Annotated in this window: 19 protein-coding genes and 2 pseudogenes; 9 read left to right on the top strand and 12 right to left on the bottom strand. The window is 36.8% G+C overall.

Annotated elements, in window-relative coordinates:
• Positions 1–119: 119 nt before the first annotated feature.
• From splB to ACP8HG_RS17605, 3 genes are all read right to left on the bottom strand, one after another.
• Positions 120–1,148: a spore photoproduct lyase gene (gene splB / locus ACP8HG_RS17615; RefSeq protein ID WP_338654161.1), complete on the bottom strand. Its 1,029-nt coding sequence runs from the start codon at positions 1,146–1,148 to the stop codon at positions 120–122.
• 235 nt (positions 1,149–1,383) lie between these two features.
• Positions 1,384–3,210 carry a hypothetical protein gene (locus ACP8HG_RS17610; RefSeq protein WP_438297410.1) on the bottom strand — a complete coding sequence of 609 codons (1,827 nt, stop codon included), beginning with the start codon at positions 3,208–3,210 and terminating at the stop codon, positions 1,384–1,386.
• A 287-nt stretch (positions 3,211–3,497) separates the two neighbouring features.
• Entirely contained in the window at positions 3,498–4,115 is a 618-nt protein-coding gene (locus tag ACP8HG_RS17605; protein WP_340741202.1) for an NUDIX hydrolase, read from the bottom strand.
• 154 nt (positions 4,116–4,269) lie between these two features.
• Here ACP8HG_RS17605 and ACP8HG_RS17600 point away from each other — a divergent pair.
• The 4 genes and pseudogenes from ACP8HG_RS17600 to ACP8HG_RS17585 form a co-directional block, all read left to right on the top strand.
• Positions 4,270–4,748: pseudogene (locus ACP8HG_RS17600) on the top strand (TetR-like C-terminal domain-containing protein); the annotation flags it as partial.
• Positions 4,749–4,879: 131 nt separating this feature from the next.
• Positions 4,880–5,509: a TetR/AcrR family transcriptional regulator gene (locus ACP8HG_RS17595; protein ID WP_438297408.1), complete on the top strand. Its 630-nt coding sequence runs from the start codon at positions 4,880–4,882 to the stop codon at positions 5,507–5,509.
• A 109-nt stretch (positions 5,510–5,618) separates the two neighbouring features.
• The gene (locus tag ACP8HG_RS17590) at positions 5,619–6,353 is read left to right on the top strand and encodes a glucose 1-dehydrogenase (protein ID WP_187046389.1); all 735 of its coding nucleotides are present in this window, start codon (positions 5,619–5,621) and stop codon (positions 6,351–6,353) included.
• 645 nt (positions 6,354–6,998) lie between these two features.
• Positions 6,999–8,246, top strand: a complete 1,248-nt coding sequence (locus ACP8HG_RS17585; RefSeq protein WP_438297406.1) for a DUF4153 domain-containing protein — start codon at positions 6,999–7,001, stop codon at positions 8,244–8,246.
• 179 nt (positions 8,247–8,425) lie between these two features.
• On the opposite strand, the gene ACP8HG_RS17580 is transcribed toward ACP8HG_RS17585, so the two are convergent.
• Positions 8,426–9,502, bottom strand: coding sequence for a helix-turn-helix transcriptional regulator (locus ACP8HG_RS17580; RefSeq protein ID WP_438297404.1), 1,077 nt, complete (start codon positions 9,500–9,502; stop codon positions 8,426–8,428).
• 182 nt (positions 9,503–9,684) lie between these two features.
• On the opposite strand from ACP8HG_RS17580, the gene ACP8HG_RS17575 reads away from it, so the two are divergent.
• Positions 9,685–10,851 carry a solute carrier family 23 protein gene (locus tag ACP8HG_RS17575; protein WP_354313389.1) on the top strand — a complete coding sequence of 389 codons (1,167 nt, stop codon included), beginning with the start codon at positions 9,685–9,687 and terminating at the stop codon, positions 10,849–10,851.
• A 162-nt stretch (positions 10,852–11,013) separates the two neighbouring features.
• Here ACP8HG_RS17575 and ACP8HG_RS17570 read toward each other — a convergent pair.
• The 5 genes and pseudogenes from ACP8HG_RS17570 to ACP8HG_RS17550 form a co-directional block, all read right to left on the bottom strand.
• Positions 11,014–11,631, bottom strand: a pseudogene (locus ACP8HG_RS17570) (NUDIX hydrolase).
• A gap of 126 nt (positions 11,632–11,757) precedes the next feature.
• Positions 11,758–12,204: an ATP-binding protein gene (locus tag ACP8HG_RS17565; RefSeq protein ID WP_438297402.1), complete on the bottom strand. Its 447-nt coding sequence runs from the start codon at positions 12,202–12,204 to the stop codon at positions 11,758–11,760.
• 426 nt (positions 12,205–12,630) lie between these two features.
• Positions 12,631–13,851, bottom strand: a complete 1,221-nt coding sequence (locus tag ACP8HG_RS17560; protein WP_438297400.1) for an MFS transporter — start codon at positions 13,849–13,851, stop codon at positions 12,631–12,633.
• Positions 13,852–14,432: 581 nt separating this feature from the next.
• Positions 14,433–15,599 (bottom strand): ImmA/IrrE family metallo-endopeptidase, encoded by a 1,167-nt coding sequence (locus tag ACP8HG_RS17555; protein WP_438297398.1) that lies wholly within the window; start codon positions 15,597–15,599, stop codon positions 14,433–14,435.
• Positions 15,600–15,620: 21 nt separating this feature from the next.
• On the bottom strand, positions 15,621–16,364 hold the full coding sequence (locus ACP8HG_RS17550; RefSeq protein ID WP_438297396.1) for a DUF5986 family protein: 744 nt from the start codon (positions 16,362–16,364) through the stop codon (positions 15,621–15,623).
• 469 nt (positions 16,365–16,833) lie between these two features.
• Between ACP8HG_RS17550 and ACP8HG_RS17545 the strand changes: the two genes are divergently transcribed.
• Positions 16,834–17,181 (top strand): very short patch repair endonuclease, encoded by a 348-nt coding sequence (locus tag ACP8HG_RS17545; RefSeq protein ID WP_438297394.1) that lies wholly within the window; start codon positions 16,834–16,836, stop codon positions 17,179–17,181.
• 483 nt (positions 17,182–17,664) lie between these two features.
• Here the strand turns inward: ACP8HG_RS17545 and dcm are convergent, their stop codons facing one another.
• Genes dcm through ACP8HG_RS17530 form a run of 3 tightly spaced genes read right to left on the bottom strand, consistent with a single transcriptional unit; the run spans position 17,665 to position 21,159 of the window.
• Complete coding sequence (gene dcm, locus ACP8HG_RS17540) at positions 17,665–18,684, bottom strand: DNA (cytosine-5-)-methyltransferase (RefSeq protein ID WP_438297392.1); 1,020 nt, start codon at positions 18,682–18,684, stop codon at positions 17,665–17,667.
• Positions 18,685–18,698: 14 nt separating this feature from the next.
• On the bottom strand, positions 18,699–20,090 hold the full coding sequence (locus ACP8HG_RS17535; RefSeq protein WP_438297390.1) for a protein NO VEIN domain-containing protein: 1,392 nt from the start codon (positions 20,088–20,090) through the stop codon (positions 18,699–18,701).
• Positions 20,068–21,159, bottom strand: a complete 1,092-nt coding sequence (locus ACP8HG_RS17530; protein ID WP_438297388.1) for a DNA cytosine methyltransferase — start codon at positions 21,157–21,159, stop codon at positions 20,068–20,070. The genes ACP8HG_RS17535 and ACP8HG_RS17530 overlap by 23 nt, the downstream gene beginning before the upstream one ends.
• Before the next feature lie 501 nt (positions 21,160–21,660).
• Here ACP8HG_RS17530 and ACP8HG_RS17525 point away from each other — a divergent pair.
• The 3 genes from ACP8HG_RS17525 to ACP8HG_RS17515 all read left to right on the top strand — a co-directional run bounded on the left by ACP8HG_RS17525 (position 21,661) and on the right by ACP8HG_RS17515 (position 25,353).
• The gene (locus ACP8HG_RS17525) at positions 21,661–21,855 is read left to right on the top strand and encodes a helix-turn-helix domain-containing protein (RefSeq protein WP_438297386.1); all 195 of its coding nucleotides are present in this window, start codon (positions 21,661–21,663) and stop codon (positions 21,853–21,855) included.
• Between the two features lie 301 nt (positions 21,856–22,156).
• Positions 22,157–23,869, top strand: a complete 1,713-nt coding sequence (locus tag ACP8HG_RS17520; protein ID WP_438298673.1) for a methyl-accepting chemotaxis protein — start codon at positions 22,157–22,159, stop codon at positions 23,867–23,869.
• A gap of 500 nt (positions 23,870–24,369) precedes the next feature.
• Complete coding sequence (locus ACP8HG_RS17515; RefSeq protein ID WP_438297384.1) at positions 24,370–25,353, top strand: Abi family protein; 984 nt, start codon at positions 24,370–24,372, stop codon at positions 25,351–25,353.
• Positions 25,354–25,469: the final 116 nt, after the last annotated feature.

The following is a 25,469-nucleotide window of genomic DNA, read 5'->3' as shown; positions in this document are numbered from 1 at the left end:
GGAACAGCCACCTGAATCAGGTGGCTGTTTTCTTGTTGCACTCAATCTATATCATCCATATTTCATACAAATCCCCGTAAAGCCACGGTTTACCTGGGCCCTTATGCTTTTTTGGTGGCTCAAGTAAAATACTCCAACTTCGCATTCGGAAAGTACTTTTCCATGTAGCCGTATAAATATGATTTGATTTCATCCTCTTCGTCCTTTTGGTAAATATACTTACCGATTCCATACTTGCCCCACTTGTAGCGCCTTTTATCTTCATCTAACTCCAATTTTGTCTTCGGGTAGTTCTTTTCAATTACTTTTTTCGCAGGCTTCGTAAATCGGTGTTGAATGAATTCAAAAGTAATATCCTCTCTTGCATCTTGCGGCAATTCCTCGTCAAGTCGCTCAAACAAGTAGCGGTAGCCTTCCTCCCAGCCCTCATGAAGGTAAATGGGAGCAACTATAAAGCCTAGTGGGTAACCAGCTCTCGCGACTTTCCCTGCAGCCTCGATTCTTTTATCCAGAGGAGAAGTGCCGGGCTCGAAGTTCTTGATAACATAATCAGCGTTTACGCTAAATCTGAATCGCGTATTGCCATTATGCTTAGCATCCAATAGATGGTCTACAAAATGGAATTTCGTCACAAAACGCAGCCTACCTAATTCTGTTTGACCAATATGTTCAATTGCTCTTTTTAATGAATGTGTCAAATGGTCAATTCCTACAATATCGGATGTACACGCAGCTTCGAATCGGGTAATTTCAGGCGCACGTTCTTCGATGTAGCGATCAGCAGCTTCTAAAATCTCCTCCACGTTAACGTAAGTTCGAATATAGGGTTTGCTGCCCATCGTCGTTTGCAAATAACAATAATGACAATGCCCCATACACCCTGTCGCAAGCGGGATTGCATATTCGGCTGATGGTTTCGACGTCTCAAATTTCAACGTTTTCCGAATGCCTACGACCAAGGTAGATTTCGCGATACGGTATTTTTGAGCGTCCGTATCACCCGGCAAGTCCCGAATCTGATTATGTGAGGTCGTAAAGCGCGTTTCAATCCCCATTTTCTCGAACTTTTCCTTTAATTCTTTTCCAAGCGGATATTCAAGTGCATTAGGCTCAAAATAGACAAGCTGTGGTGTGAAGGGTTTATTCATACTGCGAACTACCTAATCCATAATTAATATCCATTTAATCACCTTTCTCCTTTTATATAGCTTGTCTTAAAAGCGAGAAATTATGAAAATGGAATTAATTTCAAAAAGGTACCCGATACTAATACAATTCGGAATTGCATCTGAACCAGGTACCTTAAATTACAGTGAATGAAGGTAATTCACCAATTGCAAGAAGCGTCAAGGAAATCGAGGAATACTGAATAAATCTCTTTTATTATTTTACCAATAATCTATTTGCTAGCTGGCGGTCTTCTTTATCTTTTGTCGTAATTGCAATATTTTTAATGCTTTTCTGCAAAGCAGGCTGTTGGGAAATCGATGGAGACCACCTTTCTAGCACACTGAGTGCATGGTATTGCAAACTCCCATTATCTGATGCAAGAGCAGCTTGAATCAGTGGTAATCCCACTCCTTCATACCCATACAAATCTTGAACAATGCATTGCAGACAATGTTGTTCTTCATTTGACAGACTTGATAACGATAAATGCGTTTCTGCAAATATGCAGATGTCTTCGATATACTTATGATTTTTTGTATCCATAACCACTACATATAGTTCACTGTTTTCGGGATCTTTCTCTAGCATATCAAACAAATTCTGTGTAACGTCTACTTGATAAAAGAGAGCGATTTTAAGTGCTTTCATATTGTTTTCTTTCTGTAGTGCTTCCAATACAAGCTGTGACCATTTAGGTTCATTTATAATAGGTTGAATCGCTTGCTGAATGGAAGCGTACTCTTGTTGTTTCCACTGATCGTTAAAACGTTCTACCCAAACTTCACTATCGGCATTTAAAAATTCACTTATTTTCATTAACGGATAAAAATCCTCAAGTGTTTTACAGTGAGTACGTGCATGGTAAACGAAGCGTGAAAGAACCGCGCTTGCATATGGATAATCTTCGATACTTTCTGGAGCACGCTCATTAAGAAGGGCTTGGATGATAAGACCTGCTCCATCATATAGCTCTTTCGAAATCGTTTCTTCATATAGAGCTACGTCAAGCTCTCCTTTTACGGCACAACTATAGGCTAAATACTCATCCATAATTTTATTTCTGCAGCCCTTTGTCAGTAACCATTGTTTTATTTCTGGCGTTGTTGCTTCCAGTTGGCCAACAGCCGCAATCTTCCCCCAACCATGAACGGATTGAGCAAGTTGCCAAACTTGGTTGTTTGCCCGCATTGTACCATTCTTCAATGCAAATAGGACATAGGGTGTAAACTCTTCATGCATACCCAATGTGAATAATAGCTCTTTATATTTTTCACAATCCGTACATCCAAGTACAGTGATTGAAAATTTTACAACCTCCCTATGTGCTGCATGCTCTAGAAGCCATAATGCCTCTTGTTGTACACGGGATTCGTCAAATTGGGCTTGCTTGAATCGTTCAATGAATTCATCACTGTAGTTGGCCATATTGTCAAAAGTGATTTTTTCATATGTACCTTTTCGTGTTTTGATAGAAGGATGATTTAGCTGCTCTTCAAAGAGCTTCAGTAGTTTTTTCACGTAAAATGGTGTAGGTATATCATCTGCAACATTATCGAACATACCTGAAGCCATTCGTAGATGATTTTCATCATACAAATATTCTTCATCTGGTAAATGATCATCTACTATTTTGTTGTGCGTTTGAATTTGTTGTTGAATAAAGGCCACAATTTTTTCTTTATTATCCCACGGAAGAAAATCTAACTTCAGGGAGTCGTCTAAAACCGTTTCATTATCTATTTTCACAATACAAATAAGTTTTACATAACCACCGAGTTTAACGGAAATGACATGCTTTCTGCCATCTTGCAGATCAAGTATGCCTGATAACTTGGAATACGGGATAATATGAGAAAGTAAAGATTTTCGTTTATTTCGATCAACTGTTACACCATCAATGATAAGTAACTCTTCTTTCATCTGGTTTATAACTTCAATCCGATGCCCTTTGTAATCCATCTCCCAGGTTTTATGTACTTCTTTTTCTACGTCTTTCTTTATGTTACGCATCTCACGTTTAAAATCGTCTTTAAAGCCCATAAAGTCCTCCTTGAAATAGGAATGGAATACAGTATAATTTGTACTCGTTTCCGATTCCTTTTTGCAATTCTATATTTATAAAGTTATGAAAGGTGCTAACGCAATCCCGAATTGTATCAGAACCAGGCACCTGAAATTTAATACTATTACATGCAGTTTCCAGATGAATTGACTCCCTCGGCAGATTCATAGTCAACATGTGATTACATTGAAAAGACTCTCCATAATGGTACAAAGTGAGGTTATTTCAATGTAATAAGTAGTTCCTTCATAATTAAAAACATCACTCACTTTATAATTCCTATAAAATGTTTCAAAATCCTAGCCGTTAAACCCCAAATTGTATAGTTTTCATAATCAAAAAACCATTCTTCCATTGAACGAGCTCTCCATTGATACTGCGTACCATTCATTATTTTTTCATAGGGAAAGCTTGGCAAAGGCACTGGTTCAACGGATACTACATGCATATAAGGCTCATAATTCAATAGCCATTTAACGGGTATTGTAAATACCTCCTCAACTTCTTCTTTGTTATACGAATGAATAATTTGATTGTAATCAATGGTTGCTACAAATGGATAGATAACAAATGAAGAGGAGGCAATATAAGGACTTAATGTCCCTACAATCGTAACCGTTTTTGGGTCGACACCTAATTCTTCATGTGTTTCTCGTAAAGCAGCTGCCATTGGGGATGGGTCTGTGGAATCGATTCGACCACCAGGAAAACTAATATCACCGGGCTGTTTTCTCATAGTGAATGAACGTACTTCGAAAAGGATATGCCATTCTTCATCCACTTGAACAAGTGGTATTAAAACCGCTGAACGAAGAGCTGTTTCCTCCCCTATAAACAGGGGCTGATTTTCATTTAACTGGTTTTTTAGTTGATCTAAGAACATGAAATCCCCCTCTCCATAGTTGGTTATATTCTTTTTATCGTACCATGTAAAGATTGACAATTAAAGAATCCCATAGAATCTGCTGTGGTTCTCGATAATGAGAGAGTTGTAATTCGAGGTGTGGATTGTAGAACGTTTGGCGCTTTGGGGATGCCTCAATCACGCCTCATATAATCGCGGTACGTTTTATGTACATTATCAAGATAAAATTCAATTGGCAGAAGACTTACTTGAATCGATGCTGAAAGGCTTAGAAAATTCAGTAGGAAAGCCATATATACCTGGTCAAAAATTTTATACAACAAAGCTAAATACACCTTCTTTAATATCATTTCTTACATATATGAAAACCGGACTTTTTTTCTGATCAAATATGATGAGCCTTTACCAGGATTGCATACAAGATTTCCTCAAACAATTTTAAAAATTTATCAAGAACAATTTAATTTCCAAACGATTAACAATATCCCTGTAAACATGGATTATTTTAAACGTTATACTGCCTTTGGATTTTACGGACTTATTCTGAATTGGATTAACAGTGACTTCAAAGAATCTCAAGAAGAATTTATCGAAGAAGTTATTGCGTTAACGAAAACTCACATATTTTCAATTGAATATATTGGGGAATAATCGAACCACTCCCCTATCAACTTCTTTAAAATATCATGCTTAAATTTTAGTATTTACCCCGATGCGAATACAAGTTGATACAAAATAAACATGTTACAATCAATGCATGAAAAACAGTTGGAGTGACGAAAATGAGTAAACGAGAACAACAAAAACAGCAACGTCGTCAAAACATCATCCAAATTGCAAAGGATTTATTTTTGGAAGAAGGTGTGCAAACTATACAAATGCAAGATGTTGCGACTTCTGCTGGTATTGGGATTGCAACGTTATTCCGCTATTTCCCTAAAAAAGAGTATTTAATGATTGCGGCGACGAATGCGATTACAGATGAAATGGCCACGGATATTGGGCAGATTGTCGAGCAGCCGGTGACGGCATATGAAAAAACCGAACAAATTTTGGAGTATTATATGAGCATAACGAAGGATCTACAACTGCGTTTAGCAAAATATTTCGAGTCCTTTAATTTATATGAAAAAATAGCAGAAGAATCGCCTGAAGACTATGCTGAATACTTATCTGTACGGAGCAAATTAGCTCGTATTTTATTAACAGTAAGTGAACAGGGCAAGCGAGACGGTTCGTTAAGATCGGATGTTGATTTGGATCTATTTATCATGACAATGGTACAAAATTTCAGCTTATTCACTTATAAATCAAGCCTAACAAAGCATGATACCAATCTTTCGACATTGCTTACTTCGGACAAGCAGCTGGCGATGATGAAGGATGTATTTTTACGCTATATTCAGCCATAAAATTAGGGCCATATGAATTGACATTCGCATGAGAAAGCTGTTTACTAGTAAGTATAAAAGTGATAGTCGACTATCACCTTTTGCGAATCTATTCTAGGAGGAATTTTATATGAGTCGGTTATCAGGTAAAGTAGCGATTATTACAGGAGCAGCACAAGGTATGGGTGCATCACATGCAAAATTATTCATTGAGCACGGTGCAAAGGTTGTTTTAACAGATTTAAATGAGGAAAAAGGAAATGCATTCGCAGCTGAATTAGGTGAAAATGCACTTTTCATTAAACAAAATGTAGCATCTGAAGAAGATTGGGCGACAGTTATTGCGAAAACAGAAGAAACTTTCGGTCCAGTAAACGTATTAGTAAATAACGCCGGTATTACAATGGCGAAAAATATGCTTGATATTACAGTAGAAGAATACCGTCGTATCGTGGACATTAACCAAGTGTCAGTATTCTTGGGCATGAAGACTGTAGCAGCTTCAATGATAAAAGCTGGCGGTGGTTCAATCGTCAATATTTCTTCTATGAACGGCTTGGTTGCTGGCGCTGTAGGTTACACTGATACAAAATTTGCAGTACGTGGTATGACGAAAGCAGCTGCCATCAACTTAGCGCCAATGGGTATTCGTGTAAACTCTGTACACCCAGGCGTAATCGCTACACCAATGGTGGTTCAGGAAGATACAAAAGCAGCTGTAGAAGCATTCTCTAAACATATTCCACTAAAACGCGTAGCACAACCAGAAGAAGTATCTAACATGGTACTATTCTTAGCTTCTGATGAGTCTAGCTATTCAACAGGTTCAGAATTCGTTATCGATGGTGGATTAACTGCACAATAATATTAATACATGAAAAATCCATATAAGGTTTGTAAAGGTCGATTTTCTATTAACTTAGAAAATCGACCTTTGTTTTTCCGTTAATAAATAACCTCATTTACTTATGATACGGTTCCCCGTGTGCACCTACATTACTTACGTTTATTTTAACTTTCTTTATAGCCTTCAATTTTATCTAGAATCCATCTTTTATGCCTCAAAAGTTTAATTCCAGTTTAGCCCTTATTCATTATGGAAGTCACAGACAGGTTAGTTGCATGAGTTTTATTTGTAATGAGGAATGTTTTATATTTTGTCTAATTCATACTATAACAACAATAATGTCGCTAAAGTTAATAAATATTTATTGATAAACAATAAATAATGCGTTAAAATGAAACATACAATATATATGTGAATTGCTTTTCATGAAACCAGAAATGATTTAACGATATGCGGTGTAATCAATGGCTAACCTTTCTATATTGAAAATATGGAAAGGCAAAACCCATTCGATTGTCAACTCTAGAGGCGATTCGTAAGGCTTTAGAATGTCACCTGGAGATATTTCAGAATACAAAAGTGACGAAGACATTTAAAGTTTGGTTAAATGCATTGTGGAGGAAAGTAGGACTTAGTCTGACAATTATTAGAGGAGGTATAACCGTGGAAATCGACAATTCGATTAGTAAAAACATTGCCAATCCCCGTGAGCTGGAGAGAATGTTTAGAGAAGACCCCAAAGCTTTTAAAAAGTCATTCTCACACGCCTGGGAACAAAACCCTGATTCGCTGGTTCTTGCCGTTTGGTATGAAAGATTGAATTTCAAGGAGGCGGCACATACAGAAAAAACCTCCTTGCTTCAGAAAGGTTTCTTGTTCATGGGCATTTTAGCCATTCTAGCGGGGATAAGCACCAGGATCATTTTCCATTTTGTCGAACAGGAAGCAATTGCCCCAATTAACCTTGCTTTTGGGATTCTTCCCTTCATTGCAGCTTATTTTGTATACAAAAATACCCCCCAAAAAAAGGTTCTTTACACCATTGTATTGATGTTCCTACTCTCTGGGTTGTATCTTAATATGCTGCCATCAAATCATAATGACAGTATTATCCTTGCTTATTTACACCTTCCCATATTCTTATGGGGATTGATTGGGCTTGCATTTATAGGAAATGAATATGGTATAGGCAGCACAAGATTAGCCTATCTTAAATTTAATTTGGAATTTTGCATACTCTACGCCAGCATGGCAATTAGCGGAATGTTGCTAGCAGCATTAACCATGCAGTTATTTAGTTTTGTCGGTTTGGATATAGAAGACTTCTATTTTAGAAATGTCGTTTTATTCGGTGCTGCCGCTCTCGCTATTGTGGCTACATACCTGGTATCGATGAATCTTAGACTTGCTAAGAATATTACACCCTATATCGCTAAAATTTTTAGTCCTCTTGTTCTGGCCACATTGTTGGTCTATCTTATAACGGTTATTTGGGTCGGAAAAAATCCATTCTTGGATCGCAATTTCCTGCTAGTCTTCAACGGGATACTCTTTAGTGTATTGGCCGTTACCATATTTTCCATTACCGAAAGCGGTACAGACAAGAAAAAGAACATTTCTGATTATATAAGCTTCGCCCTAATTATTCTTGCTCTTATCATTGACAGTGTGGCTTTGTCAGCCATAGTGTTCAGACTTTCTTCTTATGGGATTACACCCAACAGAATTGCTGTTTTAGGCGTAAACATACTTATCTGGGGAAATCTAATCTGGATCATGGTCTCCTATATGCGTTTTCTACAAAACAAAACCGGGCCTTCAACCATCCAAGATGCGGTTACTAAGTATTTGCCGGTCTACGTACTTTGGGCAGCTTTCGTTACATTTACTTTTCCTTTAATTTTTAATTAGAAAGGCTTTACTATTGTAACGAATGCTGTTCTTCCTTATAAATGCCAAAAATGAGCAAGGTTCTATTCATAACTTGTTCATTTTTGGCTTTTTATTTTTCTGAAAAAACCGCATTTACTTCTGATACGGTTCTCCGTGATGTAACTAAGTGAAGTTTTTTGTATAAAAATTATTTAAGTTCACTTAGCTTTATTAATAAGCTCTATATATTGCGAATCTCCGTATCCTATTGTGGGAAAAAGATCAAATAACCTATTAACTAATTCCGCTGTTGAAAGATCTTTATTTTTGGAAATATATTTTACTACTTCATTATTTTCTTTTAACATATCTAAAAATATATCTATTGCCTGATACATTACTGGGAGTAATTCATTCGATGGCTTTCTATGGTTTATCAATACTTCTTTATATACAGATTCATAATCTCCTAATTGAAGCTCAGTTTGGCTGACTTTAAATTCATCCTCTCTAAAGCTATTTAAGAATACTTTTCCTTTGTATCCGGACTGTTCAAAGTAAGTAAGAATTGTAAGAAGATTCATCTGACAAAACATGTCTTCACCAAACCATAGAACGATATATTTATACTCCTCCTTAAAAATAGTATTGAAGGGATAAATAACCTTCCTGATGTAGTTTTCTACTGACACATGATGTCCTAATGCTCTTGTTTGAATAAACTCGTCGTCAAAAACTTGTGCCGTCGTCGCATGTACACACATCGCCTCATTGAATGGTACATAATCAGAATCCCCCATCAGTTTTTCTGCTTTAAACTCTTCATACATAACTTGACCATTCAATACGTTAAGTACGTCTTTGTCAAACAGTTCTCTCTTCACTTTTTGTAACTGTTCAACCTCATTTTTTCTAGACATATACACGCTATCCCCATCCTCGCTTTGATCGACAGTAAGTTTAACAAATGACTGTACAGGCAACTTATTTAGTTGAAATTCTCTTGGAGTTACACCAAAAACTTTTTTAAAGGCTCTACTATAAGCCTCTTGAGATGAATAGCCATATTCAAAAGCTATTTCAATTACCTTCTGATTGCTCGACAAATCTGCTGTAGATAAATATAGCCTTCTTAAAAGAACATAGCGCCTAATACTGATCCCTGTTGCCTGATGAAATTTAAAAGAACAGTAATAAGGGGAATAACCCATGTAATTAGCCAATTCATCTAGTGAAAACTCTTTGTTTAAATGTTCTTCAACCCAATCTATCATAAGCTGTATATACTCATTCATTTGTCTCACTCCTGAATAAAATTATAAGTGATATCCTTTTCTTTCTTATGATAGTTCTTGTGATGTGAAAATTACTTTTCCATGTAAGCGTAAAGTATTATTCAGTATTACTCTTTAATTCTTATTCTAAATATTAAATAGGAGAAATATCATGTATTAACACTAGTAAAGGGGGGACACATTTGAAAGGTTTTTTGAAAGCTATACCATTATCCTTACAGCATTTGTTTGCAATGTTTGGTGCGACAGTTTTAGTTCCAGCACTAACTGGTCTTGATCCAGGGAGTGCACTTGTTGCCAGTGGTGTAGGAACGTTAATTTTCCATCTTATTACACGAGGAAAAGTTCCTACTTATTTAGGTTCATCTTTCGCTTTCATTGCTCCTCTAGCATTGTATGTAGGAGAGTTAAATTCACCCGGTCAGGCCGTTGCAGGTCTTATCGGTGTTTCCATTGTTTATGCCATTGTATCTATTATCATTTCATATGTCGGTTTTGAAAAAGTCCGAAAGGCAATTCCTCCAGTTGTTGTTGGACCAGTAGTCAGTATCATCGGTCTTGCACTAGCAAGCACGGCGGTGAACAACATGGCTGCTGTCAATTGGGATGTAGCTATCGTCAGCCTTCTTGCAGCAATCTTTGCTACGCTTGCAGGTACTAAGATGATCCGCCTTTTCCCGCTCCTCATTGGTCTTGGAGTAGGTTATGTCTATGCTGCGGTGCGTGGATTAGTTGATTTTGGTACCATTGCCAATGCACCAGTGTTTGCCCTTCCACAGTTCGTAATGCCAGAATTCACATGGGTCGTCATCTTGGGGATGGCGCCGATTGCCTTGGTTACCATCATCGAAGACCTTGGACATATGATGGTACTAAAAGAGATTACAGGTAAAGACGTAACAAAGGATCCTGGGTTTTCAAGAATCCTATGGGGGAATGGTCTTGCAACATTAGTCTCCGGTTTCATCGGCGGGCCTGCACAAACGACTTATGCGGAAAACCTCGGAGTTTTAGCCATCACACGCCAATTTTCCAGTAGAATCATTCAAGGTGCTGCTGTTATTGCGATTATTCTAGGTCTGTTCGGTAAAGTTGGAGCTGCTATCCAATCCATTCCAGTTGCCGTGATGGGCGGCATCTGTATCTTGTTATTCGGTATGATTGCAGGCATGGGGATCCGTCACATCATTGAGGAAAAAGTTAATCTGGCGAATATGAAAAACTTGGTCATTGTCGCAGTTATCTTTATCATCGGAGTTGGATATGCTCATGGTATCGCCTACGCGACGATCGCTGGATTGCTCATTTATTGGCTCGTCCCTGATTTTACGACAAAGAATGAAAGTTAATATGAAAAGGCTGCTCCACTCAACACTTTTGAGTGGAACAGCCTTTACTTTTAAGTAAGCTATCGGGCAAAGGCAAGCCATTTAAAACCTCATTTACTTATGGTACTAAGTGAGGTTTATTAATTTTCATAATCGGCGCTTCTTCAAGATTACAAGTTACACTCATTTTATAATTCCTATAAAATGTTTCAAAATCCTAGCCGTTAAACCCCAAATTGTATAGTTTTCATAATCGTAAAACTATTCTTCCATTGAACGAGCTCTCCACTGATACTGTGTGCCATTCATTATTTTTTCATAAGGAAAGTTTAGCGAAGGCACTGGTTCAACGGATACTACATGCATATAAGGCTCATAATTCAATAGCCATTTGAGAGGTATCGTAAAAACTTCTTCAACTTCTTCCTTGTTATATGAGGGAAGAAGTTGATTGTAATCAATGGTTCCTACAAATGGATAGATAACAAATGAAGAGGAGGCAACATAAGGACTTAATTCCCCTACTATCGTAACCGTTTTTGGGTCGACACCTAATTCTTCATGTGTTTCTCGTAAAGCAGCTGCCATTGGGGATGGGTCTGTGGAGTCGATTCGACCGCCAGGAAAACTAATATCACCTGGCTGTTTTCTCATGGTGAATGAACGTACTTCGAAAAGGATATGCCATTCTTCATCCACTTGAACAAGTGGGATTAAAACCGCTGAACGTAAAGCTGTTTCCTCCCCAATAAACAGGGGCTGATTTTCATTTAACTGGTTTTTTAGTTTATCTAGGAACATGAAATCCTCCTCACCATAGTGGGTTATATTCTTTTTATCGTATTATTAGTGATCAAAACGGAGAACAATTCATTGCAGTCACTATTTATAAGGACCCCTTTACCTAATCATAAAATCAGACTATCCCTACGAATTGTTCCTATACGGCAGGCACTCTTTTCCTTGCCTAATGGTTGCTGTACCATTCGTTGTTGTATAAGGTGGGGTTTCCGGCAAAACGTTCATGACCAGGAGCCGAATCGAATGATCTTTATAAAATAGTTCATCAAATGAAGGAATAATATGTGGATCTGTATTTTCAAATACCCTTTTTTCTAATTCCTTTATGTCTACATCAAATGGGATCCCTATTAAAACATTGTCTATTCCCCGCACTTTGTCGGCCACGCCGAAAACAACGCTGCCCCCGCCGCCATTCGCCATGCAAACAGCATATTTAATCATTTTATTGACATTTTCCTCCTCAGAACTATAATTCCACTGTTTAAAGTCTAGGTCCTGCGCTTCAAAATCATCTGCAATATGATGGTCCAATTGCTGAATAATCGTCATGATTTCGCTTTTATTCTTCACTCGAATATCCTCCTTTCCAGCAAAATTAATCTATATCACATGTAATTACGTTAACCAATGCTTATACAAAAAAGGCAGTCCCTTATCACAAATAAACTTGTGGGAACTACCCCTTATTGTATTTATATGTTTGTTCCGTCATGGCTGTTTATAAAACCTTTTAAAATTGCATGCTGGCTCCATACTTGCAGAAAGCCCTCCGTGGTTCATTGATCCATTCAATCAGCTTTATCATGCATTTGTCAGCATATATAATTCCAGACTTACTCTAAACTGGTACCTAAAATAAGGTGCCTTCGCTTAGTTAATGCAGATATTCATTTGTTCAACATATAGTTTTGAAACGTCGCCTGCTTACTAAGGGCACTTTCACTATCATGAGCTGATCTCTTCAGGTGCTCCCTTGCACCTAGGCTTCACTGTAGTTTATACAACATTACTCGCTTTTATCGGTTGCAATCCTTTAAAGTCCATTGCTTTTTTTCTAAAGTGAAAAATGACGGCCATTAAACACGCAAGAATAAAGGTACATAATACAAGTGACCATAGGGTAACACTGATTGGGTATCGGTCTATCAGTTCGCCAACAATTCTTGGCAGGAATGCACCACCTAATCCCCCCATTGCCATCAGTATGCTTGTTGTCCATTCCTCTAATCCTTTAGACGTTTCATTAATAATCAAGAGACCAATTGAGAAAACCCCTCCCATTAATAAACCCGTTAAAAATATCGAGATAAAGCTAAACATGACAGAGGTTGAATAAGCAAACATTAAGAGGGTGAAAAACTGACCCGTACAGCAAATAATAAAGAGCTTGCTATAACCTATTCTATCTATAATACCAGTCATACTGATACGTCCAAGTGTCATCGCTGCCCAAAAGACCGTAATGCTTAAAGCCAGCGTGGAAGCATCTAAATTCGTTGTTTTGCTCAAGATTGTTGGCAAGTAGTTTGGCAAAACCATTTCCGTTCCCACATACATAAAGAAAAACAACGCACCCGTCGCAATAATCGGCAATTGCCTCTTAGAGTAACGCTTTCTCTCAGGTTTTTGCCCATCTTCAGGTAAAGCCTTCGTCTGCCTTGTTAAAATCGGATCCAATTCTCCAAACGAAAGAAATAACCAGAGTAGCATAATGACCGAAGCAAACACGGCTACAAATGTAAACGAAAAGTTCCATACACCCGTCATAATCAAAAATGCAGAAATGACTGGAATCGCCAATGCGCCTACCCCAAAAAAGATTTCAACTATAACAAGTGTCGTAGCCTTCTTTTCTTTTAAATGGCCAATAATAAGGGAAGCAACAATTGTTTCAGCAATCCCTATTCCCGCCCCACCAAATGGAGCAATAGCTAACATCACATTCCAATTGGGTAAGACGCTAAACACAAACTGGGAAAGCGCAAAAATGAGTAAGGCAAGAAAAATCGTCATTCTCCGACCAATTCGATTGACGATAAGCGGCGCGATCATTACTCCACCTAAAAAACCTAAAAATTGATTCATAATCAACTGTCCGCCATCCTTGTAATGAATCCCATACGAATCCACCATAGGTTCTAAAACGGTCCCAATAATAATATGACCAAACCCATTCAAACAATAAATTAGGGAAGCAATCCATACAAATTTCTTCATTTTATTCTCCATATCTGCATTATTTCGCGTTATTTGAAAGTAGTCTTACTTTTCTCATACTATCAATGATGTCCAGTACCGTCTATATGGATCTGGGGTTTATGCCGCTAGGGATTATGTGAAATGAAATAAGGTGCTTGGGTCCCAACAATATTTACGTGTTGAGGACCAGGCACCTTAATTGTTTTAGGGTTGAAACAATTCCCGAATAATGAACGTTCCGAGCTGTCGTGTATTGTAGGGATTGTCTTTTGAATTTAAAATCGGCACCTGTGTAACAAAAAACAACGAACAATTAACAGAACTACATAAAAATTCAAATAATATTAGATATTGAAGTAAATACCTAATCCACACCTTATAAATATGTAATTGTATTGTCGGAATAGTGCACAGGTACCTGAAATTTATTTGGATTCATTTAACAACAAAAAACACTTGAAATCCATCGTTGTTCTGCCTATGGATTTCAAGTGTTTTATTAGGAACATTTTTAAAATGAAATAATGATGTGTTCCTTTGGAAAGCAAATTCATGATTACTTCTTACACAAATACCTTAAATCAATCCACGCTATTGCTTTATGCTTTATTTCTATTTTCCTTCTTACTAATTAATGTTACAATTTGCGGTTCCGCATACTCGAGGTAGCCATGCTCAACATTTGTAATTTCTTCAATGAAGTCTGTAGGTAGTAGTAAATTATAGTGTTTTAAAATTTCTTTTGGTATTTCATGCCCTTTGAAGATATTATTTTCAACCAATAATTCCGTGGACTGTTTTAGTGCGATTGGTTTCGAAATTGATTTTATATTATCTAGGGGTTCACTAGTTCTCCATTTTCTATAACTTATTTGTCTTTGTAATTTCTGATAATCCTCATTAGAAATCAATCCCAAATTAAAAGCTCTCATTACCATAGCACCAATAGAGACTTGCCATTTTTTCTTTAAATTAACGTAGTAATCTAAATTCAGAGGATCTAAGCCTATATCTTTTGAAAAGGATTCCTTAGGTAACATAAAACAAGCAGCAAATTCATTAGCTTCTTCTTCCATTTCCTTATATTCACCTTTATCTAAACTTTGTGGGTCTAATACCTCAGAGTGTAAAACCCAGTGCCCTAATTCATGCGCTACGCTAAATTGTTGTCTGTAATATGAATAATCTACTCCTTCTAGTACTACAGTGTAGTAAACATTCCCATTGATTTTTGTTTGACTACTAAAGGCATCGACTCTATCCATATTATTCGAAATTAATGCAACGACAAAACCCTGTTCTTCTAAAATTCTTAAGATATTACTTATAGGCTTATCGGATAATCCAAAATCTTTTCGCACCTGATAGGCAAGGGCTTCAATCGACTCAAAATCATCAGTATTCGGCTTGACTGGTAATGTCGGAAAATCTATATAGTTTTCCAAAAAGTCTCTTATGACAACCGTCATATTTTTCGTGAATTCACTCGGTTTCTTTTCCTTTTGGGTCGATGTTAAGCGAGATCTGAAAAATGTTCCTTCCGTTTCCATATGGAAGGTATCTTCCCCAAAGAAAAACTCTCTTGGAAACTTAAGAATATTTATTATTTGAAAAAGGATTTCGAGACTGGGGACAGCCTTGTTGTTCTCATACTTTGATATCATTTGTTTAGTGACACCAATTTCATCAGCTAAATCAGTAATGGATTTCATTCTAAAGCGTCTTGCCTCCCTTAACCTATTTCCGTTAAATTTAACATCAGACATTACTAATTCCTCCAAGTTAGCTTAAGAAGAGGTCGTGTCATTATTCTCCTCTTTTGCTTTTTTAGATAGCTTAATCTTATTAATTTTTTCATTTTTATCTTTCACTTTATCTTTTAATTTCACAATAGCTTTTTCTGGTGCTTTGTCATTAATTGCAGCGCTAGTAGAATAGTTAGTTGACATATATCTAGATAGATTCATTTCATCAATCAACTCGCCATTACTTGTTAACAAGATAGCCTTAACGGTTGTGGCAATTCCTTTTGCTTCTTCTAGCGTAAAAACAACAATGTTATTAACTTGTTCATATGAATTCCCCAATATTACTCTAGATTGTTTTTCCCTTTCATCATTATAGGAAGTGTCATCTAAAAAATCGGGTTGATAGAAAGGAGCTTGATTATCTACATATTTATTTTTCACAAGTAAACAATCTAAGTAATGAAATGGCTTTTTTCCCAGACTCCTCATAATACTTTTATAATTCTGATCCCTGAAAAATACAAATAGCTCTTTCGTTTCGTTATCTAAAATAGTGACACATTCCCATAAAGCAGTTCTTTTAATATGCAGGGGTGTATTTCCCGTTTCCATTGCTACTGCATGTAAACGGGAATACTTAGTATCCCAAATGTTTTGATTTTTGCCATTACTAGTTTTCCCACCAGTAACAGCTTTAATATCTACTAATTCTTCGTTACAACTATCCGAAAAAGCTTGTGTCATTTTTTTCAACAAGTTTACATTACTCTTAATAGAAGCCATATTCATCCCCCGATCTATAATAACGATAATTATATATACAATATTGCATATATAACGAAAAAAGTCAACCATCATTGTGTTTTCTGAACAAAAGGTATACATAATGTGTATTTCATCCACGAACAATATAAATTGAAGTAAAGATCTCTTTCAATTGTGTTTCAGCTGTCCCTGGTAGGTTGTAGTCGTCATACTGTTAGTTAGTTTCGGATAAAAAATTTCCTGAACTTGATTCATTTCTTATAAAGCATTGTTCATCACAGAAACGGTAGTGCATACACCGGTTCATCGACAAGAGCAAAGGTGGAGATAGTAAGATTCTTAATTTAAAATGGAGGCTGGCTAAATTGAATCCTAGGCGACTAATTCTAAGAAAAGATACTGTCAACTTCAATGGCAGTATCTTTTCTATTTTACAGTATAAACGCAAAGTCCCTCGGCAATAACTAAGCTTATTATGGTAAATGGAATGATTATACTGGCTGATATCATATCTAAGGAACAGCGCAGTAAAAATATGTCTGCAATTAAGTCACAATCTAAACTAGAGAACCTATTTACAAAAGCAATATGGAAAAAGGGCGTACGTTTTCGTAAAAACGTACGCAAACTTTATGGAAATCCAGATGTTTCAATCCAAAAGTATAAAATTGTTATTTTTATCGATTCTTGTTTTTGGCATGCATGCCCTATTCATTTCAAAATGCCGAAGAGTAATCAAGAGTATTGGGACAAAAAGCTTGCCAGAAATATCGAAAGAGATCTGGAGGTGACAGCTTATTACACCGAAAATAATTGGTATGTGAAGAGGATCTGAGAACATGAAATCAAGGAGAATTTCAATAAAACTATAACTGATACAGTGGAGTTTATTAAAAAGGTAAAAGAAACCTACGGAAGTTCCTAGAATCATACCTGTGAGAAATAATCAAAACTACTTCCGGTGCTCAGTATTCGCCTATTAGTCTCAATTGTATATAATAATTTTGTGCACCCATTTTTTTCAGAACATCTCTAAATCGAATTAATGTTGCGTTCCTTCGTAATTCAAATTCACAATTGTTTAAATCCCCATTTTTTTTTGCACAGATACTTCAAATAGATTCATTTTGTTAATGCCAACAAAATGAATCTACTTGAAGTACAACCACGGAAATTTAAACGGTCATGATTATTTCTTGCAGAAGAACCTGATATTTAATCTACCACAAGACCATTTAATTAATCCTCTATGCAAAAAAACCACTCTCTCATGAAAATCGGGAGTGGTACTTAACTATTTATTATATACTTTTTCCTTTTATACATGTAAGGATAATTGGCCGTCAGATACTAATCCGTAAATACCCAATGAAGTCATTAAGCCCCTAGCAACATGCCACATCATAACTGGTGGAATAGCGTTTCCTAAAGCTCTAAATTGAACACTATCTGCAAAGTCTAACTGGTATGTTTCAGGGAAAGATTGAATTCTAGCCACTTCACGAGGAGTAAACCTACGATACCTTCCGTTTACTTTTAAAACAGGATCAGTACTATTTAGACTCATTTTCGCTAAATGGGCACCAACCGTATTACACGGTTTTGATGTATCTTGCGCTCGTCCCTTATTCATATCCTTTTTAGCATTTAGCATTCCTTGAATAGCTTTTTCGCTAAAATAATACTTTTCATCAATCTCACTTTCAGGGAATATTACCTGATTAAGGTTGACGTAATTAGGGCCATCTTCTCCTTCTGGAAAAAATAAAGGCTTTGGAAAAGTATAATTCCCTTTTATATCTTTTCGTATTCCTACGATGAATACTCTTTCCCTTTTTTGGGGTACCCCATAATCCGCCGAGTTCAATAATTGATAAAAAACATCATAACCTGCATCTGTAAACGACTCTAAAATTAAAGGCAATGCCTTCCCCGCATTTGCGGAAAGTAAGCCTTTTACATTTTCCGCAATAAAAGCCTTAGGTTGCTTTTCTTTTAAGATTCGAACCATTTCAAAAAATAGTTTCCCACTTAAATCATTGTTAATTCCTAACCTCGGTGGATTTTGAGCAACCATAGAAAAGGAAACACAAGGAAACCCTCCTACCAAAACGTCATGGTTGGGTATATCTTTATGATTTATTTCCCTAATATCCTTAATCTCCGGGTTTATTCCAAAGTTAAGATCAAATAATCCTGCAATTTTAGGATCTATTTCATTTGCATATATCGTTTGAAAAGGTAATTCCTCATAATACTTACCTAAAAACTTAAATCCTCCGTGTAATCCCACGTCACCCCCACCACAACCTGAAAATAATGAAACAATTTTGTACAATGCTATTCCTCCCACTACTCAGTAATAAGTAACGGTGCCTCATGCCCACATACTTTTGGATCAAAAGTTATATCAATACCATCCCGAGGATGTATACGAAGTTCTCCTGCTTTATAGCGTTCAACTGGATTTTGAATAACGTGGAGTTTGGCCCCATTCTTATTTACTATCAATCTGTAGACATAATAATTTTCTTTATGTGTTTCAGCAGCAGACCATTCATTTGGTGTTAAATGGAATCTGGAGAAATTCACTAAACTAGAGCTTGCTGTAGTCTTAACCTCTATCATTTTATGTTGAGTATTAATATCCCTAGAGTTGATGTCATAACCCACTGCATAATTGCTGGGAATACGTTGTACTAAATGAACTAAATCTTTTCGATCATTTTTCTTTAAATAGAGTTGTTCGTGATTAAATATTAAACTTTCTCCTGCATATCCAATATTAACATCAGAACCCGGATCGAACAACTGCTCTATCTTGAAATTTTCCCTTAAGCTCACATATTCTTCCTTAGTCTCGGATACCAATGCAAGAACATCCGTATCGAAATATCTCTCTCCGACGTCTATATTAAGATAATTAATCCAGGAGTTTTCGATACTCTTAATACTTATGACGCTATAGGGTTTTGATAAAAGCGCATAATCGATGAAATTGGCATCCGGAGATATAAATCTGTGAATAGCTAGATCTTCATTATGGTTTAAATAGTACTTCGAGTTCGGCTGTCTTTTTAAAATGTTTGCTTGCTCTAAGTAATCTAAAATGTCTCCTGCATAACGAATAATGTCTCCATTCCAATCGTACTGAATATTACTTTCGCGATTACTTTTTATTAGTTCCCAAGTTTCAAAGACATCTCTTCCATCCCGTACGACTCTTAGATCATTGAATATACAATGGGTAGCCTCAGACTTTTTAATTCCGATTCTTTTCCCCTCTTTGCTTTCGGCCTCTTTCAATAATTGCACTATATAAATGGCAGGTCGGAAGTTAACACCCAGGTCTAGTAATTCTTTCACCTTCCTAGGCTTCATCGCACCTGAAGGATAATGAAATCTATAACAAAAAATCTTAAAGAACTTAACTAAATCTTGTTCATTAGCGAGTTCTATGGCTAATCGTGTAGGCCAGCAGTACTTCTCATCAAATTGGATTAATCCCAAGAGTGCATCTATTTCAGTCCGCCAATTATTTATTGTCTTTTCCTTTTTTCTCAAATTACCAGGGAATCTCCTGATTGCTTCTCTAAGTTCTTTATTAAATATCCCTTTTTCCTTTTTTCCAATACGTGCTATTTCACTAGCCATATAAATTAAGACTTCTTCAATATTACCTTTAAATCTCGGCCTAGGATGATGTAATCTAACAAAGCTCTTATCTGGGATTTGATATACCAATTAGATCACTTTCCTTTTTTAGTATTGGAAGTATACTCTCTGCCAGCTGTTTCGCAAGTAGTGGAGGTACAGCATTTCCCACTTGTCTATATTGTTGGGTTTTGTTCCCTTTAAAGATGAAATGGTCAGGAAAAGACTGGAATCGTGCATTTTCCCTTACTGTAGGGACACGGTTTTCATTATAATGAAAATGATGTCTGTGACCGGTGTCAATCGTGGAGGTTGGTCGTTCACTATGATATCTCGTCCAAGCAACATTAAATTTCCTGGTTTCTCTCAACTCTTCTGGTAAGTCTTTGAAATTCCCACCTTCAGGAACCAAGGAAATTATTTTTTTAGTTTGCATAGTATGGTTTGTACCAATATGATTATAAATCCTAAGGGATTTATCTCTCATTACTTTTTGATATTCATTCTGGGCTTCAATTCTGTATTCTTGGATTTCCTCACCCAAATCTTCTCCTAATAGGGGTAGATCGCTTGTTGCCTCTTGAGCAGTAACCATTTCATGGTCAAATAACTTTGTTGGTGCTGGAAATTCATAATCAATATTAATGTCATTTCGCACGCCTACAAAAAATACTCGCCTTCTTAATTGAGGGACACCATATTCTGCTGCATTTAACATTTGAAACTTTACATGATATCCTAGTTCAGTAAGTTCAGAAATGATACTATCTTTAATTTGACCTTTAAATAATCCTATTAGCCCAGGTACATTCTCTATTACAAAAATTTTGGGTTTAAAATCAGAAACACTTTTAATAAAAGATAAATATAGTTTATTACGTGGATCATTAAACTGTCGCGGCCCAGCTAACGACATCCCTTGACAAGGTGGACCACCTACTATTACATCTACCTCTTTGTCTCCAATTAGATTAACGATATCCTCCCTGGTGATCTCTGTGATATCACCATAGAGCGTTTTACTGCCTTCATGGTTATGTGAAAAAGTATCAAGTGCGGCCTTATCATTATCAACGCCCAATAGTACTTCAAAGCCGGCCATCTCAAAACCATAAGAAAGCCCACCACAACCACTAAATAAATCAATTACATTAAACATTTCTCGGCACACCCTCACGATTTATATTCACAGTGACAATTGAAATTTCGACTTTTAATAAAATAAAATACTACTGTTATTCAATTTCATTTCATCTTATATAAGGATCTTATTTTCTCTCTTACTCTCAATTCAATCCAAATGAACACCTTATTGAATCTTACTTATACACAATACTTTAGCATAAAATAAACATAATGAATAGAAGAGTGGTCCCATCAAACCACGGTTTAAGACTTGAAATTGTTTCCATTCGTAAAATCCTTACCTCTATATCCAAGGAAGATATTATATGAACAATGTAGCCTAGCTTTTCTTATATAATTTCTCGGTACTTCAAAACCTGCAAAAAAGCATGCATATTCAACACCAATCTTAGACGTAATGAAAGTCCCTTTTGGGAACGGTTTTATGAATGCAAGAAAAGGTATCAACGGGATTATCACAGAACAGTTCATCCTTCAAGATAGCTTGAACTGAATGGGGATGGTAGGAACTTTAATGGCTACACGGGATCTTAAAAAGATGACCCAAGCCCAATTATCAACGTTATCGGGTGTCCCGCAGAAAACTATCTCAAGAATCGAAAATGGAATTGATGTGCCTAAAGTGTCGACTTTATTGAAACTATCGATTGCTTTAGGACTTGAACTAAAGCTGGTTGATCGTACAGAAGAGGCGATTAGTTTAGCTTGATTGGTTCTTAAAGCAATAAGCGTGAAAAAGCCATTGCCGATATTTCAATCGATGATGGCTTTAGGTTTGTATGCTTCAAAAGTCCATTTTAGGTTCAATAATCTTCCATTGATAGTGGTTCTTATTTTCGATTTCAGACTCCCTATTTGGTCCTTATTAAGGGGAAATCCCACGACATATAGATTGGAGTATCGAATACAGTGTCTAAAATAAGCGCAGGTACACCTTCACCATTCCTTTACAAACTTTACAACACTATAACATTCAACGTCTCTCCTACACTCTATAATTATATAGAGCTATCAGGCATAGGAGGTCTTTAGTCACGCGCATCACTGTAGGGAAAAAATTATGGATTGGCTTTACGGCCATATTGGCTATTTTGATGGTTGTCGGTGCGTCTGGATTATGGGCATTGACGAAGTTGGATGGGGAGTATCGTAACTTCATTGACAATAATGTAAAGTGTGTTTTGTTATTTGAGCAATTATTGTCCAATCAAAACGAAGACGCCAAAAATATGCATGGCTTTCTTATTTACAAAGAAGAATCGTATTTAACGCAGCGAAATGAAGTGCTTGCTTCATTTAAAGATAAAGTTCAGCAATTGGATAAACTTGTACAAACACCTGCTGAGCGTGAACTGCTGAAAACGGTGAAAGAGGCTTCTTTAAGTTACCGGGATATCAGTGACATTGCGATACGCGATGTCCAAGAAGGCAATTTGGAAACAGCAGAAAAAATCGCGACTGAGGGTGAGATTTACGAGGAAATCGTTAGTGACACGCTAAGAGAATTGATTGAGTATCAAGCTATCCAGCACACCCAGACTGAAAAGGAGTTACAAGATGGACTAGCTTGGATTCGAATACTGATTGCTAGCCTAATCGGGATTGCCGTCATCGTTACCGTAACCATTGCAAATCTTATTGGCCGAAGTATTGCACGTCCTGTCGGAACGATGACGGCGGTGCTTAAACAACTCGCTACTGGGGATTTTGCCGTGGAACCCGTGAAGATTCGCAACAAAGATGAGCTTGGGGAAATGGCAGGTGCTTTGAATGGCATGGTAGGAGATCTGCGTGGGATTATCATAAATGCACGACATTCTGCTGGTCAGCTCGCGGTTCATGCAGAAGAATTGTCTGCAAGCTCGGAAGAAAGTCTTGCGGCTTCTGAAATGGTCGCAGACATTACCGAGCGGAATTTGGTGTCGAGTGAACTTCAAGCGGACACTGTGAAGGAATCTGTTATGTCCATGGATGAAATGGCGACAGGTATCCATCGGATGACGAATGACAATGAGGCTTTGCTTATTTCTTCCGCAGAAGTGGTTCGACTCGTCGATGAAGGAGCCGCACTCATGCAAGATTTCACACAGCAAATGGATACCATTCGACTAACAAACGAGCAATCCGCCAGTATGATACGTGACATGGCTACACATTCGGGACAAATTCGAAGTGTGACAGCACTCATTACAGCAATTGCGGAACAAACGAACTTATTGGCTTTGAACGCGGCGATTGAAGCGGCGCATGCTGGTGAACATGGAAAAGGATTTGCGGTGGTCGCAGATGAAGTCCGTAAACTCGCGGTACAGTCGAAAAAATCCACAGCCGATATCGGGCGAATGATTGACACGATGATGCACGACGTGGAAAGCGTTGTTGCCCATACGGAAGACGGCAACCGTCGTGTGGCGGAAGGACTCGTTGCAACAGGGAAAACGGACGACGTCTTTCATCAGATTGAAAATGCAGCGAACGATATGAGCGAAAAGCTCGCAACGGTTTCCGCAGCAATTGAACAGATTCGTGGAGTGACAGTTATTGTTTCAGATGGATCATTCAAAGTGCAAGAGCTTGCCCTGCAAGCCTCAGTCGAAGCACAGGCCTCTAGCGCCGCGACGGAAGAACAACTTGCGGCAACAGAAGAAATAGCGGCCAGTGCACAAACGTTGGCAGAAATTGCAGAAACGCTTCAAGTTGATATGGCGCGGTTTACAGTGTAGGACGTTGGTGGATGGGCTGTCTGCAATTCACCCAACATATCAAGAAACATTATCGTTCAACACATTAAAGATAGTCCATATGGAAGGTATTGATGTGAAGCCTTGTTTCCAGTATGGCGAGAATTATTACCACCATGGCTTAATTTCTTTAATCAAGCTAGAAAAAACCGCTCCATAGTGAGGTTTCCAATCCCGTTCTATTCCCTATCAACTAATTGAAAGGGATAACGGATAAGGATACTGAATTGTTATTTCGGGAATTTAGAAGTTTAAGAACATAGATTTTTGCGCGGCAAGTTGATAATGGAGATCGTTTCAGATTTTCATTTCACTTTACAAAAGTATATTTTGGTGATAAATTGAATACAATAGATTAATGAGGCTGGCTTATCAGCTAGAGAAAAACTCCCTTTTAGGGAGTTTTTCTTTTTTTATACTTTTATGCACTAATGTAGTACAATTAGCATATGCACATACGTTAGCTAATTTGAGGTGATGAGTTGGAAAAACCCTTCAAAGCTATAGAAGAGCAGATTGAAATTCTAAGAGGACGTAATCTAATAATCGACGATTTTGGGTTCGCAAAAAAGATGTTATCAAGAGAAACCTATTACAATTTAATAAATGGATATAAAGATATTTTTTTATGTCCAAATTCTAAAGAAGAAAAATTTCAAGATGAAATCCATTTTGAGCATATTGTAAATCTTTATTTATTCGATAAGAGTTTGAGAATACACATTCTATCTACTCTCCAAGAGATTGAAAATATTTATAATGCTAATATTGCATATTTATATTCTGAAAAATATGGACATCTTGAATCCGATTATCTCAACCCAAATAACTTCAAATCCTGTTATTTCAATAAAATAAACAAATTGTACCAAAGAGATATAATGCTACAAGAATTTAAAACTATATGCAAAAGGGATTCTGATCCAATAAAGTATTATCGTACGAAATATCAAAACGTTCCTCCATGGATATTGGTGAAAGGAATGAGTTTTGGGAATCTCTGTAACCTTCATCAGCTTTCAAAATCAGATATAAAAATTGAAATGATTTCACGTGTTTATCAAATTGACGCCTCTGAAATTACTGAGCACACTAAAGAGTTTTTCCGTAAATCCATGGATATATTTAGACGTTTTAGAAATTGGGCCGCACACGGTAGCCGTATTTTCAATCACCAAACAAGGGAAGAACTTCCCTTTTCAAAAGAACTTTATAACCAATTTGATATAACAAAAGATATGTTTGTAAAAGGGATAGGAAAAAATGACTTTTACACACTTTCAATTGCAATCGCTAAATTTTATTCAACAGATAAAGAGCGACTTATATCCTATATCTCTACCCTAAACCAAATGTTCGATGAATATAAAAAAACAGATCCTATAAACTATGTAAAAGTTCGCGACACGATGAATTTACCTCTCGACTTCGATATGAAATTCTTACTTCTTTTAGAAGAAAAGTAATCACATATTCCTTTTAAACAGCCTAAAAGAAAGCCTTAACTATAATGAATTAACGAATGATAAGTATTGGACTAATTCGCTAGAGGGCTCGAACTAGGGCTGGTTGATTGAACAGA

Origin of the sequence: Sporosarcina sp. FA15 (assembly GCF_051550195.1) — a bacterium.
GTDB lineage: Bacteria > Bacillota > Bacilli > Bacillales_A > Planococcaceae > Sporosarcina > Sporosarcina psychrophila.
Note: the sequence above shows the minus strand (reverse complement) of the source record. Positions and strands in the feature narration are given on the sequence as shown.